Raw genomic sequence first — 17932 nt, 5'->3', positions numbered from 1 at the left:
TCAGCTCCAGCACGCTCCGCACCCGGAACGGGTAGCGCTTCGACAGCCACTCGGGCGCCTCCCAGCGGTTGGCATTGAAGCCGTGGCCGCACTCGCCCAGAATCAGCTCCTGGCAGCCGAGACGTTCCACGGTCCGCACCAGCCGGTCCGACAGCTCGCCGGCCACGGGCGCCTCGCCGCTGTAGAGGCCGTAGTTGGTCACGTCGTAGTGGTCGGTGGCCAGCGTCCAGCTCTCGCCGGCCGCGTAAAACACTTTGCCGGCGGCCAGCAGCGACAGGGGAAAGAATTTCGGCTCGCGCGGGTTGACGGTGTAGAGCATCCGCGCGCCACGGAGGTCGAGGGGCATCCGGGCGGTCGGGTCGCCGGTCTCGGCCCGCAGCTCCTCTTCCAGCCACTGCACCGTTTCCACCCAGTCGTCCTGGGCGATGCCCATGTTGTTGCCGGTGGTGTACGCGGTGGTGATGGTGGACTGCAGCTCGGGCGGGATGAGCCCGATGGCGGTGAGCGCGGCCCGGGCCGCGGTGATCAGTGCGGTGATGTTGAGCCCCACCGAGCAGTTCAGGTTGCAGCGGCCGCAGAGCGAACAGCGGCCGAACAGCACGTCCACCCATTCGCGCGTGAGCGTCTCGTCCAGCTCCCGGGCGCCCACCCAGCCGGGGACGATCCGGCCCAGCCGGGTGAAATAGCGCTTGAACACGGCCATTACCAGGTTGACCTTGTAGGCCGGCGGATTCTCCGGCTGGTCCGAAGTGAGCGCGTAGTGGCAGGTATCGGCGCACAGCCCGCAGTGGACGCAGGCGTTCAGGTCGGCGGCGCCCTGGTGCCCCAGCGCGGCGCGAAAGGTCTCGACGGCTTTCTGGATGTCGGCGGGGGTGAGTCGCCCGAGACGCTCTTCCAGGATGTCTTTGGTGGGCTCGGCGGTCATGGCTGCGACTCCCGCGGCCGCGGCGGCAGCACGCCCCGCCGGCCGAAAAAGATGCCGAACAGGATCCGGCTGTAGAAGAAGAAGAAGCAATGGCGAATTTTTCCCAACGGTATATATAGGAAGAGCAAGGTGGCCGTCGCCAGAAGGACGGCGTCCGCGGCCGGAATCCACAAGCTGGCGATGGCTGCCGCCAGCAGCAGGTCCACCAGCACGTTGGCGGCGAAGTCGTCCGGGCAACTGATGCTGCGGAGCACCGGCTTGACCGCGCGCTTAGCCAGCAGGCCGATCCCGCCGATGGCGCCCGCCGCGAAGACGACGGTGAGCGGAATCCTCCATTCTGCGGGCAGAGCGATGTGGCTCATCACGGTGACGAGATAACCCAGGGCGGCGAACACCGCGCCGTGATACCCGATTCCGGTCAGGTAGGTGGGCAGATGCCGGGCGGCGCTCTCCTTGCCCCACGGCATCATGCCGGGCCCGAAAGCGTAGGCGATGCCCTTCAGAGAAACACCCGCCGCCGCCGAATGGAGCTCATGGCTGCCGAACCGGTACGCGCGGACGGTCTGGAACACCAGCGCCGTCAGGCACCACGCGGCGGCGGCCAGCACGGCCAGACGGAGCGGATCGAGCCCGGCCATCGGCGGTTCACACGCAGCCATCGGGCTTCGGGAGCCCCGCCAGCTTGCACGCGCCCTTGGCCGGACCCGACGGGAACATCTCGTAGATCCGGCGCAGCGGGAAGCCGGTGGTCTTGCAGATCGCCCGGACCATGGGTGCCAGCTGCTTTTCCATGAAGTATGCCCGAATGAACTCGATCACCGCCCAGTGCTCAGGGGAAAGCTCCTGCAGACCTTCTTCCTGCCGGGCCAGCGCAACGGCAATGTCGCGATTCCAGTCCATGGGATTCACCATGAAGCCTTCTTCGTTGAGCTCGTGCTGTTTGCCGTTCACTTCGATTACGCCCATAACAGGTCTCCTGTGTAGTCAATGTGTAAAGCTTTATCTCTGTTAAAATTGCAATACTAAAACAGTCAACGTTTGGATGCAAGCGGTTCTTTACGGAAGCAGGAGCCGGTCCTTCAGGATCAGGAGCAGGTGGGCGGCGGTCCAACTGAAATGGGACGCCCGCAGTCCGCGCCCGGTGACGGGATCGTAGTTTTCGCGCAGCGGCGCGGGGGAGTCGGCAGCGCCCTGCAGGGTGGCCAGGAGCTGTTCGGCCAGCGCATCCGCTTCCTGTTGGAAGCCGCAGCGGCGCAGGCCGGCCAGCCCGAAGAAGGCCTGATCCAGCCAGACGGGCCCCCGCCAGTAGCCGTCCAGGGCCGCGGCGGGATGGTCGGCGGACAGCGTGGGGAAGGGAAGATGGGTGCGGAACCGGGTCGGGTCCATCAGCGCGTCGCGAACCCGCTCGGCTTGGCGCCGGGTGGCGACGCCGGCCCACAGGGGGATCCAGGCCTCCGGAACCGGGGGGCGCACGTTCGATTCGTGCCAGGCGCACCAGATTTATCAAGGGTTTACGCAAAACCCGTGCTGAATATAGAAACCCTCGTGTCACACTGGTGACACCGCGCGGTGAGCTTCCAAACGGCTCGGTACTTGGCAGTAGATAGCCTATACCAGCAATGCCAGAAAAATTTCAAAATGGCTTGGTTCGTGATTTGTCTTGTTTCGAAGTGAGATTGCCCAGTACCGCCAGGTCATGATCTTACATACCCGCCTTCGGAATCCGGGGCGCACGTTGTATTCGCACCGGACGTACCAATCTTGCAATCAGCGTCCCCCCAGTGATTCGTTTCATTTTCCGAAAATGCGCAACGACCTGCTCGTTCTGTGGCCCAGGTGTCGCAGGACGGCGAGGATTCTCGGCCTCAACCTGTCCATTCGTTAACTTGGTTGCATAGGTAAATAAGCGGAGGAGCAACTGAATTGGGAGAGGATTGCCAAATGCAATCCCTGGTTCAAGAATCCCTTCCTGGTCTCCATCGCCCGGTTTCTCCACAACCGAATCTGCGTCTAGACCAAAATCCGCTTGGCGCAAGATTACTTTCATGTTATTTTCCGCCCATTGATTCACCATAGTCGGAAGATTCATGGGGAGAGTGCGATTTCTCATCTGGCTCCTATTCCTGTCTGCCGGGTGGCTGGCCGCATGGCCCCAGGGAGACTTTACTGACTCCATTGCTCAGTACGAGTACTACCCGGACGGACTGACCAAGACCCTGACGTACGCCAACGGTGTCGTTTCCCGCTACGAATACTACGACAACGCCTGGTTGCGCAGCCTGGAGTGCCGCACCGCAACGGGAGAACTGGTCAGCCGCTACGAGTACGACTACGATCCCAACGGCAACCGCACCGAGATGCGGGAGTGGAACGCCACCCCCGCCCGGCGCGCCACCGACCCGATGTGGGCCGCCGTTCCGTCTATCACCCGGTACGGCTACGACCGGCTCGACCGCCTGGTCTGGGTTGAGTACCATCCGGCGGATGCCGGCGCCCCCTACCGGCGTGTGGAATACACCTATGACCTGGTCGGCAACCGCCTGCGGGAAGTCGCCCGGGAGCATGCGCCGGACGGAACCGTCTTGCGCCTCGTGAAGGACCGGTGCTTCCGCTACAGCCGCTTCCACCGCCTGGAGGCGGTGACGGATGCACTGGCGCCGGAGCGCGGCACCCGCTACCTCTACGACGCCGCCGGCAACACGGTGGCCCGGATCACCGGCGTCATCGGCCCCGACGGCGGGATCGTCCCCGGCACGGAGCAGTCCCGCCTGGTCTTCGACTGGGACGCCGCCGCTAGGCTGCGCCGGGTGCGGCAGCTCACGCTCACACCCGACGGGGGGACGACCGAAGAGCTCCTGGCCGAGTTTCGCTACGACTACCGCGGCCGCCGCATCGCCGCCGACAGCCGCTTCATGGCTCTGGGCGGCGACCCCATGCCGACAGAGACCCGCCTCTACGTCTACGACGAGGAGGCGGTCCTGGCCGAATACGGCTTCAGTCCGGATGGGCGCACTCCCTACAAGTCCCGCCAGTACCTGTACGGCAACGAGCTTCTGGCGGTGGAACTGTACGCCCCGCCGGAAGCCGGGAAGGCGCCCGGTGACGGGCGACCGGCGACCGGCTTCGAGCCATCCTCCGCCAGCCAGCCGTCGACCGCAGCAGGCACTCTTGCTCCGAGTGGGAGTGTCTTCCCCACTCGAGTTCCTTCCACGAGGCCGCGCGGGCAACTCCTCCCCGGCTCGTCGGACGCCCGGATGATCACGGAAGAGGATCAGTTCTACAACCGCTCGTCTCATCCGGCGGAAACTGCCTCTACATTCCCGCCGCCTTCCTCTTCGCTGTCCCTTCCTTCCTCCCGTTTCCCGTCTCCCGTCTCCCGTTCCGCGTTCGGCGTTCAACGTTCGACGTTCGACGTTCGTTCTGCTTCTCCCGTCACCGGTCTGCTCTTCTACCACCTCGACGCCCTCGGCTCCACCGTCAACCTGACCGCCGCCGACGGCGCCGTCGCCGAGGCGTACCTCTATGACGCCTGGGGCAACTACCGCGAGCTGGACGTGCCAGCGGGCACTCCTGGTCTGACGGCAAGTACTCCGGGTCCATTGGCAGGTAGTCCGGGTCTGCCAGCCCCGGGACAAATGGCTTTCAGAACGGGTTCCGGGTCCGGCGAACCCGGACTGCGGGCCGCCGCCGATACCCTGGTCATCGATCCCGACCTGGACGAGAACGGCCTTTACTGCTGGGCCACCTACCTGGCCTACATCCAGGGCGCTTTCTCCCCGAGCCCCGAGTCCCCAGCCTCGAGCCCCGCGGATTCCAACCGCCTCACTTACACCGGCCACGAGTTCGATCCCGCCACCGGTCTGTACTACTTCAAGGCGCGCTTCTACGATCCCGAGATCGGCCGCTTCCTGTCCGAGGATCCCTACCTCGGTGATGCCGCCACTCCGCCCAGCCTCCACCGGTTCCTATATGCCTACTCCAATCCTCTTCGATACGTCGACTTGACTGGATACCAAAATCTGTCCGCGGAAGAGATCCTCCAGCGAAAATTGCAGGCGAGCAGGACATTCGAGCGGCTGGCGGACCTGAAAAACCCATCCGCTGCCGGTGATGCGGCGAAACGCCTGCCGGCCGCCGCCGGACGAGCCATTTTCAGCTCTGAGGTGTACAAGACCGCCGTCGAGGAGTTGCTCGCCGAACTGGAAACCGGCGCACAGAATCCCGGAAGCTTCATCGATGGTCTCGTGACCGGCACCATCCTGCTTCCGGAACAGATTGGCGATCGGATCAAGGAACAATTGCCCACCTATCGCGAGACCCTGATCCGCTGGGACAATTTGCAGGACGACGAACGCAATGAGTTTGTCCAGGGCTTGGCCAACCGAGGGTGGATCAACGTCACCAAGGCTGGCATCATCGTGACGGTCACTCACCAAGCCCGGATCGTGGTGGAATCCAGCGGTCGCGTAGTGAGAGAACGACTAAATGCCGAAGTGCCGAAGGGTGTACTCGGGGAAAAACGGGAGTCACACCTCGCAGAACAAGCAACATCTTCAGGTCAAGCTGGAAGGACGGTACAAAACCAAGCTCGGTCAACAGCAGAAGCGGGTATGCACAATTCTGGAGAATGGGCGAGAAAACTGGGCGGGCTTACGACCGCAGATTCAGAGAATTTTGGCGTAAATTTGAGGGGCAGCAAGTCGATGAATGGCAGGTGGAATCGGTTAATCGTAGGCTCGCAAAAGGGGTTCAGCCGGATTTGGTACTCGTGAATCACGAGAGGAAGGTCATTGAAATTCACGATTGGACTTCCAAGTATGATCCAGCTCACATTAGAAAAGGGCGAGAATATCAGAAGTACTTTCAGGAAAAGTTTCCAAACTATGAAATCAGATATTCTGAAGGCTATTGGCGGGGAAAAGAAGACTACCTTGAGGGGAAGAATTCAGCGGGGGAGAAATATGTCCCGGGTGCCACGAATCCAACAAGGAGATGAAGATGAAAGAAACTGTATTCAAAATCAATATCAGCGTCAAAATTCCAGAACAGTCCAGAGTTTACGAACAGTTGATCTCTACAATCAATGAATTACCGGGGGTAACTCGTGTTGACCTACCCTCCGATCATACCTTTGAAACAGTTGAGATGTCGGTCTCTGTTCGTTTCAACAATGCAGAAGAAGCGCAAAGTTTGCACAAAAAAATATTGAGGCTGATTACACGATGTGACGGAGTTTGCGTCGCTGGAATATCTTACGATCTGAACGCAATGTTTGGAGAAAGCTGAGAGTGGCATGATTGTATGGGCAGTAGTCGGGAAAGAGAGTGGTATTTCATCAGAAAGCTTCGCTCACATGAACAGCCCGAACGGAGGCAGAGGATTGAAATCCAGGTTTTGGATGATGCTGGAAAAGCTGAAGCTGTTGGTTATATCGATGAGGAGACAGATTCCCTGGAAATAAACGGCGTCGTCATCCCCTGGGAAATTCTTCAAGTGGCACAATCAAAAGATTATGGCCAAGGAGATTACGTTGATTCTGAAGGGAACAGCATCGAGCCCTTTAAGCTTATGGGATTGGAAGAACTTATCGCGAAACGACTGCATGCCGGCCCTGCCCCGGAATCCGTTATCTGGGAGGCCGAGAAATCGCTGGGTGTCGTATTTCCACCCAGCTATCGGCGGTTCTTGATGAAATTTGGGGCTGCGCTTGGTGAAGGATTTGAGTTGGCGGGATTGTTTGAACAGGGTGGCGAGGATGAACCTCCTCAATGGAATCATGTGGTGAGCCAGACTCTCCGCCTGCGCCGGGCTTCCCATCATCAGCTTCCTCCCAGTCTGATCGCCGTGTTGGGTGATGGCGAGGATCATGTCTATTACATCGACACGACCCGGCGCCGGGCCGATGGTGAATCCCCCGTTGTCGCAATCGGTCCTGGTACGGACAATGTTGTCATCGCTGATAACTTCTCGGTCTTTGTGATCCGGATCCATAAGGGGAGAATCGCCTTTTGATCTTCATCGACACCCAGGACGAATTGGTGTCGGGAGCTGTCTCGATTCCTACGACAAATATGGATTCGCTGGGATATTGTGAAATCATGATGGATGAATCAAATTGGAAAATCAGTCAAACAATCTACCGCGCATCGGGTGTACGAGGGAATGAGATTTATCAAAGTCGGTCAGAACCAGTTCCTCGGTCAGCAGGACTGGCCTCTCAACGGGGCTTAAAATCCTGAGTAAAATTACTCAAGATGTTGAGTAAATTGTCAAAAACGTTCCAGTACCCCTTGGCGGAATGTTGTCCCACCGGGTGGCGGAGCCGCGGCGGTTCCTCCAGAAGCCTAAGGGCCTGGCCTTGTCACAATCCGGATAAAGACTTTTATATCAGTGCTTTGTTTGTGTTTTGCCACAGAATTTTTGCCCCGAAAACAGATCCAGTTTTGTGTCAAAACATCACCCATTTCCCCGGCGTGCCGGACAGAAAATGGAAGTACAGTGATCCAAGATGAGAAGTCCGCCTCGACTTCCAGTGAAAGATGATTCTTGCAAATTCACCGGCAACCGGGCAAAAAATCACCATGACGCCAGTTGACTTTGCGGCCCTTCGCGCGCTGCGAGATCAAGTCGGCTCCCAATCTCACACCGGGGTGGTGTGCTATCTCGGAGACCGGATTATTTCTTCCAGCGACAAGCTCTGGGGCATTCCTCTTTCGGCGCTCTGGGCGCGGTGAACTTCTCGGGGCCACCGTTCGACACAGGAATAATCTCGGATACAACCGATTGTTCGGACATCTCGGGCGCGATCCGGCATTGACGGGAATGTCTGGTTGAGAGATCGGAAAGCACTAGGGGACGGCCTTCCCAGTTGAGGGGTGCAGGTTCGAGTTTACCCGGCATGCTATTTCATCACCCCCAAGATGGGATCTGCTACAAGCCGGGTGAAAATCAAAAGGAGAATGAATAATTAACTTGAAACTATTGTATCTATAGTTATAATTTAAATCATGAGAGACATAGAACCTCAAAATCTTGACCTACTGATGGGAGCCCTGGGGGAACAATTAACCAGGCTGCGCACGGAACCGCTCGCATTGGTGGTCTGTGGCGGGGCTGCTTTGGGTGCTTTGGGCCTGGTCCTTCGCACCACCCGGTATGTGGATGTCCTGGCGCTGGTCGTAGAGGGCGCCATTGTCGGAGCAGACCCGTTCCCGGAGGCTCTGGCAGCGGCGGCCAGCCGGGTTGCGGCCGATTTTCAATTGCCGTCCCAATGGCTCAATCCGGGCCCGACCCGTCTGGTGGATGGAGGATTGCCGGATGGTTTAGCCAAACGATGGCGCACCCGGATGTATGGCGCTTCCTTGACGGTCCATTTCATCGACCGGCTTGACCAGATCCACTTGAAACTCTATGAGGCCGTCGACCGAGGCCCTCAGGATCGGCATTATGCCGATCTGCTGGCGCTCCACCCGACACGTGAAGAAATCCAAATGGCCGCTCGGTGGGCCATGCAGCACGATGTGTCCGAACCATTCCGGGACAGCCTGGAGGCCTGTATTCGGGCACTGGGGCACGAAGATGTCATTGCGAGTCTTTAGGGAGGATTTTACCCAACGCCTGCTGAACCTGCTATGGAAGCAGTGGGCCGCGCTGGGGGTGTTTGCCGCCCCCAACGGCACCGACGTCAAGACCAGCCGCCCGGCTGCCGTGGTCGATCCGGAGGCGCTGCTGTTGGCCAGTCTGGAGTTGGGGCGGATGGAACCGCGCCTCTACGATGAAGTGCTGTCCTGGCTGGCGACCCAGGGGGAATGGATCAACATGCAACGCCTGGGGAACTTGCTCCAGCGACAACCTGATCTGGATCGCTCTCTACTGGCAGCGCCGGCCGCCTGGCTCTGGAAAGCCACCCGGGATATCCGCTGGAAACGCCTGTCCGGCGCGTCCCCCTCCCGGAAACGGACCGCCTTCTTTCTGGATCTGCACGGACAATCTTTGCCCAACCTGGGCGAGACGGATCCTGAGTTCCGGCGGGCCGGCTGGCTTCGCAGTCCGGTGCATCGTCGGGATTGGAGCGGCGGGAGTCCGGCGGTCACCACTGGCGCCAATTGGTTGAAATTGCGCTACATGTTTGGTCTCAACGCTCGGGCCGATGTGATCATCTACCTGTTGACCCACGATTCAGCCCATCCGCCGGAACTGTCCCGTGCGGTGCACTACTCCCAACCCAGCCTGTTCCGGGCCTGCCAGGAGCTGGAGCGGTCCGGCACTGTGCACAGCTTCCGCCAAGGCAACCAGCGCCGGTACCGGCTGGATCCGGAGCGTTGGCGGGCATTTTTGCAAGTGGAGCCGTCCAGCTGGGTGAGCTGGGCGGAGGTGTTTCCTTTCCAGCAACGATTGTGGCGTTTCCTGTTTGGCCAGGATTGGCGCGGCGTATCGGACTATCTGCAAGCCTCCGAATTGAGATCCGTGATGCAAGAAGCGGCGGTGATGGTGGGCGGCGATTTTTTATCGGCTGATTTTCGGAAGTTGTTTGACGTTCCCGGTGACGCCTTCCTGACCGCTGCCATCGAGCGCCTGACGGAGTGGATGAACCATTTCTCCGCTGAGTAAAGTGCAGATTCTGATCAGACAGAGTCAGCCATCCGATGCGGTTTTTCTGGCGATTCAACCGGGGTGATTTGTCACGCTGGCGTCACACTGAAGCCCCGATTTGTCCAGTTCGGAGTGGTGTTCTGCCAATCTTGGCGACACAGGGATAAATCCTGGAAACAGCCGATTTTACGGACGCCCCGGCATGATCTGGTACTGCTGGGAAAGGCCGGGTGATGGGTCGAAAAGATGCCGGGGCAGGTCTCCGGGCCCGACGCCCGGACGAACGCCCCGTCCGCGAGGCGGATGTCGGCGAACAGCCCGGCTGCCTCGTCGAACATCCGGCTGCGGATGAGCCGCCGGAGCCGGCCGGCTTCCCCCGCCAGCCGATCGGCGTCGCCCCGCCGCCCGATGAGCCGGGCCAGCCGGGCCAGGCAGCGCTTCTCGGCGTACAGGTAGGCATTCAGATCCGCCGACGCCTGGTCCAGCGTCCAGGCGCCGGGACCGTGGGCGACGACCCGTGCGTCGTCGAAGCGGGCGGCGTTGTCCATGCCGCTCTCCCATTTGGCGGCGGTCAGGTCGTCGCAGGTGGAGCCGTACTCGCACAGTCCGTCGCGATCGCGGTCCCGTTGCGCGTACCACCAACGGTGGTATCGCCAGAGCCGCGGATACACCTCGCGCACGAACTCCCGGTCGCCGGTGGCGGCGTACACCGCGGCCACGGCCCAGGCGGCGAGCGGCGGCTTGGTGTTGAGCCAGTTGTCCTGGGAGCTGTCGGCGAACACGCAGTCGGCCACCATGCCCGCCTCGTTCTGCCGCTCCAGCATGGCCCGAATCTGCGAGCGGGCCAGCTCCGGAGCAAATTCGACCAGCGCGGCGGCGTGCTTCCACGAGTCCCACGCCCAGAATCCGTTGAAATACCCCACCGCGCCGGAAGGGATGACGCCGTCGTGGCGCAGGGCGCCCGCCGGAGCGCGCCAGTTGTTCACCAGCGTCATCACCGCCTTGACCGCCAGGCGGCGGGCGGAGTCGCGGCCGAGGAGCGGGGCATCGCCGCCGAGCGCCCGGTCCAGATAGCCCTGCCAGCGTTCCCGGTTGCAGGCGAATGCGGCGCCGGTGTCGGCCAGCGCCGCGTCGGCCGCGGCGAGCTCGGGATCTCCGCCGGACGGCGGCCACACCAGAACCAAGGCGAGTGCGGTGGCGGCGGTGCCGCCGGGCGCGATCACCGTGGGAGCTGGGAAGTCGGCACGGTAGCCGGTGGAACCGCCGCCGGTGACGCGCCACGCCGTCGCGTCCGGCAGTACCACGTGCAGCGCCCCGGCGTAGGCGTCCCGGACCGCGCGGATGCCAGCGTCGCCCGTCTCCAGCCGGGCGGCCGCATCGAGGATTCCACCTTCCCACCGCCAGATGACGGCCAGCGGTGACGCCGACCGGTTGGTCACTTCTGCCCGCACCAGAGCCGTCGCCGCCGAAGCGAAAAACAGTTCCAGCCTAACCGTTGTGCGGTCCGTTTCCGTCGACAGCCGCAGCAGTCCCGGGTAGACCGTGCGGGTCATCACCGCCGGTTGCGGGGGCAGCAGCGGGGAGCCGGTGGTTGCGTCCACCGGCGCGAACCGGGCGATCGAGCGGCTGAGCCACCGGCCCGGTTCCGTGAGATACGGACCGGCGAATCCGACGGCGGTTCCATCCGCCGGGATGGCGTAGCCGTGCCAGGCTCCGCAATCAAACAGGCAGCCGGGCGCGGGTTCATCGGCGCAGCACGGCGTCTGACTCAGGTCGAGCACATCAGGGAAGTGGCTCCAGGTGGCGGCGGGTACCGGACCGGGACAGGCGGCCGTTGCAGTCATCACCGCCAGGAGTAACCAGCCCATCACCACCGTCGAGCGGATACGAGCCATCGCGGTCTCCGAACAGATGTCAGTGTGTCACGGCATGCCATCATCCGGCAATCCCGTCCAAAAATCAAGTCGCCGACCGCTTGAGACATGCCCCGGATGAGGCGCACCGGGTTTCTGTTTCCATTAAAGTTTTATGATTGTACCTTCTGTGTAATTTTGTTAAAATACCGCTTCTGTTTTACAGAAGTTCGGTACCAAGCAGCATTTTGGAATACTCGCTCGGAGCAGTAGTATATGGATATGCAGACGACTGTACTGTTGGTCATCGGCGTCCCGCTGCTCGGGTCGCTGCTGATCCCGCTGCTGGGCTGGTTCAAGCTGCCGAAGGTGACGGGTTACGTCTGCGTGGCGCTCATCGGCGCCGCCCACGTCCTGTCATGGACGCTTCTCGGCCCGGCTCTGGGCGGAATCACCACCCACTGGAGCAAGCCGCTGTACGAATGGGCCAGCTTCAGCCTCACATTTGACGCGCTCGCCGCCTTCATGGCGTTCACCGCCTCCCTGATCGCCACGCTCATCGCCATCTACTCGCTGGGCTACATCGAGCACGGCGAGGACGAGCCGGAGTACTACTTCGTGGTGACCCTCTTCCTGGGCGCGATGATGGGGCTGGTGTTCTCCTCCAACCTCTTGTTCCTGTACTTGTTCTGGGAGATCTCGGCACTGGCCTGCTGGCGGTTGATCGGCTACTTCCGGGAGCCCGACTACATCTGGAAAGCCGACAAGGCGTTCCTGGTGACCTTCGGCGGCGCGGTGTTCATGCTGCTGGGGTTCGCCTTGGTGTTCGCCCAGTACGGCACGTTCGAACTCGCCGAGCTGCGCGGCCAGGAGATCGGACCCGTCGCCCTGCTCCTCATTCTGCTCGGCGTGTTCTCCAAGAGCGCCACGGTGCCGCTGCACACGTGGCTGCCCGATGCCGGCGTGGCGCCCTCCACCATCACCTCGCTGCTGCACGCCGCCATCCTCGTCAAGATCGGCCTGTACGGCTTTGCTCGCATGTTCGCCAACGGCATGGTGATCCCGCCGGCCTGGGAGACGGGCATCCTCATCGCCGCCCTGGTCAGTGCGTTCGTCTCGGCCTGTGCGGCGCTGCGCGAAACCAACATCAAGCGCATGCTGGCCTACTCCACGGTGAGCCAGATCGGCTACACGTTCCTGGGGCTGGCCGCGTTCACCCATTTCGGGTACATCGGCGCCCTGTTGTACATTCTGGCCCACGGCCTCGCCAAGGGCGGCCTCTTCCTCTGCGCCGGCATCATCGAGCACGGCACCCACACCAAGGACATGACCAAGATGGGCGGGCTCATCCAGAAGATGCCCATCACGGCCTTCTGCTACATCGTCTGCGCCCTGAGCATCGCCGGTATTCCGCCCATGGCCGGGTTCTTCTCCAAGTACTTCGTCATCTCCGGCCTGGTCGAAGGCGGACACACCTACATCGCCGGCCTGGCGATCCTGACTGCGGTGGTCACCCTGCTGTACATGCTCAAGAGCTTCCACGTGATCTTCATGGGCGCGCCGCGCGGCGAGTCCCACCACGAGGGGTCGCCCGTCATGGTGGGCGTGGTGGCCGTGCTGGCGGTGCTCACCGTCATCGTGGGGGCCCTGATGCATCTGCCGTTCGAACTGGCCCGCGTGGCCGATGGGGAACGCCTGGTCCAGGTGTTCACCTTCCTGTGGAGGTAAGCCATGAACGCTGACGTCCTGTTACTGCTGCCCATCATCGTGCCCCTCGTCTGCGCCGGGCTGATCCTTCCCATCTTCCGCAAGCGGAGCACCGCGATCGCCTGGCTCGCCCTGTTGGCCGTAGTGGTCTCCGCCGCGGCGTTCCTGCTGGTCGCCGGCGGACCGGCGGTCCAGTTCGCCATCCCCTGGATGGAGCTGTTCCGGCTGGAGTTCAGCCTGACGGGCTGGAAGGCGTTCCTCCTCTTCTTCGTGTTCGCGTTCCAGTTGATGACCGCAGTGTATTGCCTGGAGGCGATCCGCCGGGTGGCCAAGCCGCTGCTGTTCCTCGCCTTCGTCCTGGTCGCCTTCGCTGCCGCGTGCGGCGTCATCCTGACCGACAACCTGCTGTTCCTGCTCATCGCCTGGGAGGTCTTCCTGGTGGCGCTCTACGCGGTGATCCACAGCTCCGGCGACGGGGCCGAGGGCGTGGCTATGAAGGCCCTGGTGATCGGCGGGAGCAGCGACTTCCTGATGATCCTCGGGCTGATGCTCTACTTCGCCGTATCCGGCGGCACGGCCATGGACGCCCACCTGCCGGTGGCGCAGAGCACCGCATCGTTCCTATCCTTCCTGCTGCTGTTCCTGGGCGCCGGCGCCAAGGCGGGAATGTTCCCGTTCCATACCTGGATCCCCGATGCAGCCGAAGTGATGCCCGCCGCCGGTTTCGCGGCCCTGCCGGCCTCGCTGGAAAAGGTGCTGGGAATCTATTTCCTCTTCATCGTGAGCTATCAGATGTTCGCGCTGAACGAGGCGGCCCGGATCGTGATGTACGCGTTCGGCCTGATCACGGTGTTCGTGTCCATCGTGCCGGCGCTGGTGGAGGAGAACCTGCGCAAGGTGCTCGCACTGACGGCGATCTCCCCCGTCGGCTTCATGGTCGTCGGGCTGGCCACGTCGGAAGTCGCCGGCATGGCCGGCGCCCTGCTGTACATGCTCACCCACGCCACCTACAAGTCCTGCATGTTCTTCGCCGTGGGCCAGTTCGAGGCGCACACCGGCGGCGCCCGCCTGTCGGCGCTGCAGGGAATCGCCCGGCTGCTGCCGTTGTCGGGTCTGGGCTTCCTGCTGGCGTTCACCGCCGCCGTCTCGCTGCCGCCCACCGGCGGTTTCATCGCCAAGGATCTGATCTTCGAAGGGGTGGTGGAGCGCGGCCACTACCTGGTGTTCCTCGCGCTGTGGATCGGAGCCATCCTGAACATGGCGGTGTTCTGCAAGGTCATCGCCGTGTTGTGGGGACGCGGCGAGGACCGGCCGGTCCCCGCCGCGGCCACCCTGACAGCGCCCGTGCTGGTGCTGGGGATCGGCGCGGTGCTGACGGGCTGGATCTTCACGCTGGCCGCGCCGGTGTTCGGGGCCGTGCTCCCCGTCGAGCACGCCGGCTGGATCGCCGCCGTGTGGCACCTCTCCCCGCTGACGGTGGCCTCCTACTCCATCTACCTGTTCGGCGCCCTGCTGTTCTTCGCCGCGCGCGCGCGCGCCGCGGAGCCCGCGGCGACCTTCGCCTCGCTTCGGCAGTCACCGGTGCTGGGCCGTACGCTGGAGCTGGCCCGCCAGAAGAAGTTCGACGGTTACGAGATCGGCGTGAAGGTGGTCAACTGGATCGCCGAGTTGGTCTTCCGTCGGTTCGAGCGGCTCATCGACGAGGTTGCCGACTGGATCATCCGGATCGGCCGCGCCTTTTCCGGCGCCCTGCTCAGCGCCCCGCACGACGGCACCTACAGCACCTACCTGGGCTGGGTGATCGTGGGGTTGGCGATCGTGGCCGCCCTGATTTTTGTGTAAGCCCATCGACGGGAACGTAACGCCTCTGAGGTAGCATATGATTACCAATATCGGATTGATGCTGCTGCTGCCGCTGGCCGCCGTCATCCTGATGCCGTGGGTATCCCGGCTGCACCGGCGTGCCGCGGACGCTCTGGCCGCGCTGGCCGGCCTCGGTCTCGTCGGCCTGTGCCTGCGGTTCATCCCGCTGCACGGGGAGACCCTGACGCTACGGGCGCTGAACACGCAGTTCTCCGTAGACGGCCTGAGCCTGCTGTTTCTCGTGGTGGTCAACGTGGTCGCGTTCTTCTGCATTCTCTACTCCATCGACTACATGAACCACTACGACGGCCGGGGCAAATTCTACGCGCTGCTGCTGCTGATGGTGCTCGGCCTGAACGGCGTGCTGCTGGTGCGCGACCTGTTCAGCCTGTACGTGTACCTGGAGATCGTCTCCATCGCCTCCTACGTCCTGGTGGCGTTCGGCCTGAAGTGGGACGGCATCGAGTCGGCGCTCAAGTACTTGCTGCTGTCGGTGGTGGCCACGGGCCTGATCCTCGTCGGCCTGGGGATCATGTACCTGAACCTGGGCACGCTGGAGTTCGTCGAACTCAAGCTGCTGCTGGTCGCGGGGAGCGGGCCCAACACCGTCTTCCTGCTGGCTGCCGCGCTGTTCATCGCCGGCTTCGGGCTGAAGGCGGCGATCATGCCGTTCCACGCCTGGCTGCCCGACGCCCACCCGTCGGCGCCGGCGCCCATCTCGGCGATGCTGAGCGGCGTGGTGATCAAGGTGGCCGGCGTCTATGCCCTGACCCGGCTCTTCTTCGACATCTACCCGTCGCCGGCCCGGGTCTTGAATGTGTTCCTGATCCTGGGTGTCGCCTCGATGATCGGCGGCGCGCTGATCGCCTATTTCCAGAGCGACATCAAGCGGATGTTCGCCTACTCCAGCATCAGCCAGATCGGCTACATCCTCATCGGTCTGGGCCTGGGCAACCCGCTGGGCCTGATCGGGGCGCTGTTCCACGTGCTCAACCACGCCTTGTTCAAGTCCCTGCTGTTCTTGAACAGCGGCGCCCTGCAGTACCGGACCCACACCCGCGACATGAACGAGATGGGCGGCTTGGAACACCGGATGCGCGTCACCGGGATCACCAGCATCTTCGGAACGCTGTCGATCGCCGGAGTGCCGCCGTTCAACGGGTTCTGGAGCAAGCTGTTCATCATCCTGGGCGCGCTGGCCGCCAAGCAGTACGTCGTAGCGGTGCTGGCCATTTTCCTGAGCGTCTTCACCCTGGGCTATTTCCTGCTCATGCAGCGACGGGTCTTCTTCGGCAAGCTCAACCTGAAGTGGCGGGATCTCAAAGAAGTGCCGCTGACCATGTCGCTGGCGATGATCTTCCTGGCGGCGCAGTGCCTGCTGGTGGGCATCTTTTTCAACGAGGTGTTGCGGTACCTGGTGGAACCCGCGGCTGCCATTCTGCTGGGAGGGAAATGACATGCTGCTCTACGCTTCACTCGTCTTGCTGGTCATCTTTGCCATCCTGGTCTGCTTCTTCCGGGATCTGCTGTACGCGGCCGTTTCGCTGGCGCTCGCGAGCGTGATGCTGTCCGTGGTGCTGTTCCAGTACGGAGCCAACATCGCGGCGGTGTTCGAGCTCAGCGTCTGCGCCGGACTGATCACGGTGCTGTTCGTCTCCACGGTGAGCATGACGAAGGACTCGGACCAGGCGAACGAATCCCGGCTGCCGGCCTACTTCCTCCCCTTCATTCTGGTGCTTTTCCTGGGCCTGGACTTTTTCCTGGTGAAGTGGCTGGCGGGCTCAACCCTCGTGGGCGCTGGCTTTCCGGCGGCTCCCGGCCTGACCTTTCAGAACGCGTTCTGGGGACAGCGCATGACCGATATCGTTGGCCAGGTGAGCCTGATTCTCGTCGGCGTGTTCGGCATCCTAACCATCATGCGGGCGTTGTCCGAGAGGAGGAAACATGACTGAGGAGACCATCCTGCTGCTGCTCAGCGGCCTGCTGCTGTTCATGGTGGGCGTCTACCTGATGTTCGCCTATCGCAACTTGCTCCGGGTCATCCTCGGCGTTGAGGTCATGGCCAAGGGCGTCACGCTGGTCCTGCTGGCCGCGGGCGTCTTTCGGGGCAGCGTGGAGTACATCCAATCCCTGATCGTGACCTTCATCATCGTCGAGACCATCCTGGCAGCGGTGGTGCTGGCGATCACCTTCGTCGCCCAGCGGATTTACAACTCCCTCGACATCCGCAATCTGTCAAAGCTGAAGGGGTAGTGCCATGAATCTGAACATTCTGCTCTCTCCACCGGTCGCGTTTTTCATCTTCCTGGGGCTCAGCGCCCTGCTGTACCTGCTGGGCCGGATGATTGGCGCCCGGCCGAATCCGGTGCCGGGCAAGGCCGAGACCTACGCCTGCGGTGAGAATTTCCACCCCGATAAATTCACCTTCGCGTACCGCCGCTTCTTCATCGCGGCCATTTTCTTTACTGTCATGCACGTGGCCGTGCTGACCATCGCCACGGTGCCGGGCGGCGTGATGGCATACCGGGCGTTGGGGTACCTGGCGGTGATCGCGCTGTCGGTATCCATTCTGTTCGTGGATTTTGATTAGACTTCTGCAAGGAGTGCTGTCGTGTTCAAGAAACTGGTGAAGTGGGCCCGGGTCAAGTCCCCGTGGATCCTGCATTTCAACTCCGGGGCGTGCAACGCCTGCGACATCGAGATTCTGGCGTCGCTGATGCCCCATTACGACCTGGAGCGGTTCGGCGTCATGCTCAAGGCCTCCCCCCGCCACGCGGATGTGCTGATCTGCAGCGACCCGGTCTCCAAGCAGATCGCCCCGCGGCTGAAGCGGATCTACGAGCAGATGCCGGATCCCAAGTTTGTCGTCGCGGTGGGTGCTTGCGCATGCAGTGGCGGTGCGTTCCGGGGATGTTATAATGTAATGGGCGGTATAGATTCTGTAGTGCCGGTCGCCGCCTATGTTCCGGGTTGCCCGGTCAAGCCGGAAGCG

General features: G+C 62.2%; 18 protein-coding genes. 12 read left to right on the top strand and 6 right to left on the bottom strand.

The window, feature by feature from the left end; genetic code table 11:
* The 5 genes from GX414_09830 to GX414_09810 form a co-directional block, all read right to left on the bottom strand.
* The coding region (locus GX414_09830) for a (Fe-S)-binding protein (GenBank protein NLI47394.1) at positions 1-925 on the bottom strand (925 nt) is incomplete at its 3' end.
* The gene (locus tag GX414_09825; protein ID NLI47393.1) at positions 922-1584 is read right to left on the bottom strand and encodes a hypothetical protein; all 663 of its coding nucleotides are present in this window, start codon (positions 1582-1584) and stop codon (positions 922-924) included. The genes GX414_09825 and GX414_09830, both read right to left, overlap by 4 nt.
* On the bottom strand, positions 1571-1891 hold the full coding sequence (locus GX414_09820; protein NLI47392.1) for a TusE/DsrC/DsvC family sulfur relay protein: 321 nt from the start codon (positions 1889-1891) through the stop codon (positions 1571-1573). The genes GX414_09825 and GX414_09820 overlap by 14 nt, the downstream gene beginning before the upstream one ends.
* 90 nt (positions 1892-1981) lie before the next feature.
* Positions 1982-2398 (bottom strand): hypothetical protein, encoded by a 417-nt coding sequence (locus GX414_09815; GenBank protein NLI47391.1) that lies wholly within the window; start codon positions 2396-2398, stop codon positions 1982-1984.
* A 229-nt stretch (positions 2399-2627) separates the two neighbouring features.
* On the bottom strand, positions 2628-2972 hold the full coding sequence (locus GX414_09810) for a hypothetical protein (protein ID NLI47390.1): 345 nt from the start codon (positions 2970-2972) through the stop codon (positions 2628-2630).
* Between the two features lie 40 nt (positions 2973-3012).
* On the opposite strand from GX414_09810, the gene GX414_09805 reads away from it, so the two are divergent.
* From GX414_09805 to GX414_09785, 5 genes are all read left to right on the top strand, one after another.
* A complete protein-coding gene (locus tag GX414_09805) occupies positions 3013-5697 on the top strand; it encodes an RHS repeat-associated core domain-containing protein (GenBank protein ID NLI47389.1) in 2685 nt (894 codons plus the stop codon).
* Positions 5698-5923: 226 nt separating this feature from the next.
* Positions 5924-6211, top strand: a complete 288-nt coding sequence (locus GX414_09800) for a hypothetical protein (protein NLI47388.1) — start codon at positions 5924-5926, stop codon at positions 6209-6211.
* 15 nt (positions 6212-6226) lie between these two features.
* Positions 6227-6937, top strand: coding sequence for an SMI1/KNR4 family protein (locus tag GX414_09795; protein NLI47387.1), 711 nt, complete (start codon positions 6227-6229; stop codon positions 6935-6937).
* Positions 6938-7932: 995 nt separating this feature from the next.
* On the top strand, positions 7933-8523 hold the full coding sequence (locus GX414_09790) for a hypothetical protein (GenBank protein NLI47386.1): 591 nt from the start codon (positions 7933-7935) through the stop codon (positions 8521-8523).
* Positions 8504-9535 (top strand): helix-turn-helix transcriptional regulator, encoded by a 1032-nt coding sequence (locus GX414_09785; protein NLI47385.1) that lies wholly within the window; start codon positions 8504-8506, stop codon positions 9533-9535. The genes GX414_09790 and GX414_09785 overlap by 20 nt, the downstream gene beginning before the upstream one ends.
* A gap of 71 nt (positions 9536-9606) precedes the next feature.
* Here the strand turns inward: GX414_09785 and GX414_09780 are convergent, their stop codons facing one another.
* Positions 9607-11412, bottom strand: coding sequence for a hypothetical protein (locus GX414_09780; GenBank protein ID NLI47384.1), 1806 nt, complete (start codon positions 11410-11412; stop codon positions 9607-9609).
* Between the two features lie 234 nt (positions 11413-11646).
* On the opposite strand from GX414_09780, the gene GX414_09775 reads away from it, so the two are divergent.
* The 7 genes from GX414_09775 to nuoB form a co-directional block, all read left to right on the top strand.
* Positions 11647-13098: an NADH-quinone oxidoreductase subunit L gene (locus GX414_09775; GenBank protein NLI47383.1), complete on the top strand. Its 1452-nt coding sequence runs from the start codon at positions 11647-11649 to the stop codon at positions 13096-13098.
* 3 nt (positions 13099-13101) lie between these two features.
* On the top strand, positions 13102-14919 hold the full coding sequence (locus GX414_09770; GenBank protein NLI47382.1) for a hypothetical protein: 1818 nt from the start codon (positions 13102-13104) through the stop codon (positions 14917-14919).
* 37 nt (positions 14920-14956) lie between these two features.
* Entirely contained in the window at positions 14957-16396 is a 1440-nt protein-coding gene (locus GX414_09765) for an NADH/ubiquinone/plastoquinone (complex I) (protein NLI47381.1), read from the top strand.
* Between the two features lies 1 nt (position 16397).
* Entirely contained in the window at positions 16398-16892 is a 495-nt protein-coding gene (locus GX414_09760) for a hypothetical protein (GenBank protein ID NLI47380.1), read from the top strand.
* Positions 16885-17193 (top strand): NADH-quinone oxidoreductase subunit K, encoded by a 309-nt coding sequence (locus GX414_09755; GenBank protein ID NLI47379.1) that lies wholly within the window; start codon positions 16885-16887, stop codon positions 17191-17193. The genes GX414_09760 and GX414_09755 overlap by 8 nt, the downstream gene beginning before the upstream one ends.
* A 4-nt stretch (positions 17194-17197) precedes the next feature.
* Positions 17198-17530: a hypothetical protein gene (locus GX414_09750; GenBank protein NLI47378.1), complete on the top strand. Its 333-nt coding sequence runs from the start codon at positions 17198-17200 to the stop codon at positions 17528-17530.
* Between the two features lie 21 nt (positions 17531-17551).
* Positions 17552-17932, top strand: a 381-nt coding sequence (nuoB, locus tag GX414_09745; protein NLI47377.1) for an NADH-quinone oxidoreductase subunit NuoB, incomplete at its 3' end; no start/stop codon positions are given.

This window comes from Acidobacteriota bacterium (assembly GCA_012517875.1).
GTDB lineage: Bacteria > Acidobacteriota > JAAYUB01 > JAAYUB01 > JAAYUB01 > JAAYUB01.
Note: the sequence above shows the minus strand (reverse complement) of the source record. Positions and strands in the feature narration are given on the sequence as shown.

Coding starts and splice junctions, on each gene's coding strand:
- GX414_09820 (NLI47392.1), bottom strand. CDS start 1,891: ATGGGCGTAATCGAAGTGAACGGCAAACAGCACGAGCTCAACGAAGAA.
- GX414_09785 (NLI47385.1), top strand. CDS start 8,504: ATGTCATTGCGAGTCTTTAGGGAGGATTTTACCCAACGCCTGCTGAAC.
- GX414_09760 (NLI47380.1), top strand. CDS start 16,398: ATGCTGCTCTACGCTTCACTCGTCTTGCTGGTCATCTTTGCCATCCTG.
- GX414_09775 (NLI47383.1), top strand. CDS start 11,647: ATGGATATGCAGACGACTGTACTGTTGGTCATCGGCGTCCCGCTGCTC.
- GX414_09750 (NLI47378.1), top strand. CDS start 17,198: ATGAATCTGAACATTCTGCTCTCTCCACCGGTCGCGTTTTTCATCTTC.
- GX414_09770 (NLI47382.1), top strand. CDS start 13,102: ATGAACGCTGACGTCCTGTTACTGCTGCCCATCATCGTGCCCCTCGTC.
- GX414_09810 (NLI47390.1), bottom strand. CDS start 2,972: ATGAAAGTAATCTTGCGCCAAGCGGATTTTGGTCTAGACGCAGATTCG.
- GX414_09765 (NLI47381.1), top strand. CDS start 14,957: ATGATTACCAATATCGGATTGATGCTGCTGCTGCCGCTGGCCGCCGTC.
- GX414_09805 (NLI47389.1), top strand. CDS start 3,013: ATGGGGAGAGTGCGATTTCTCATCTGGCTCCTATTCCTGTCTGCCGGG.
- GX414_09800 (NLI47388.1), top strand. CDS start 5,924: ATGAAAGAAACTGTATTCAAAATCAATATCAGCGTCAAAATTCCAGAA.
- GX414_09825 (NLI47393.1), bottom strand. CDS start 1,584: ATGGCTGCGTGTGAACCGCCGATGGCCGGGCTCGATCCGCTCCGTCTG.
- GX414_09790 (NLI47386.1), top strand. CDS start 7,933: ATGAGAGACATAGAACCTCAAAATCTTGACCTACTGATGGGAGCCCTG.
- GX414_09780 (NLI47384.1), bottom strand. CDS start 11,412: ATGGCTCGTATCCGCTCGACGGTGGTGATGGGCTGGTTACTCCTGGCG.
- GX414_09755 (NLI47379.1), top strand. CDS start 16,885: ATGACTGAGGAGACCATCCTGCTGCTGCTCAGCGGCCTGCTGCTGTTC.
- GX414_09795 (NLI47387.1), top strand. CDS start 6,227: ATGGGCAGTAGTCGGGAAAGAGAGTGGTATTTCATCAGAAAGCTTCGC.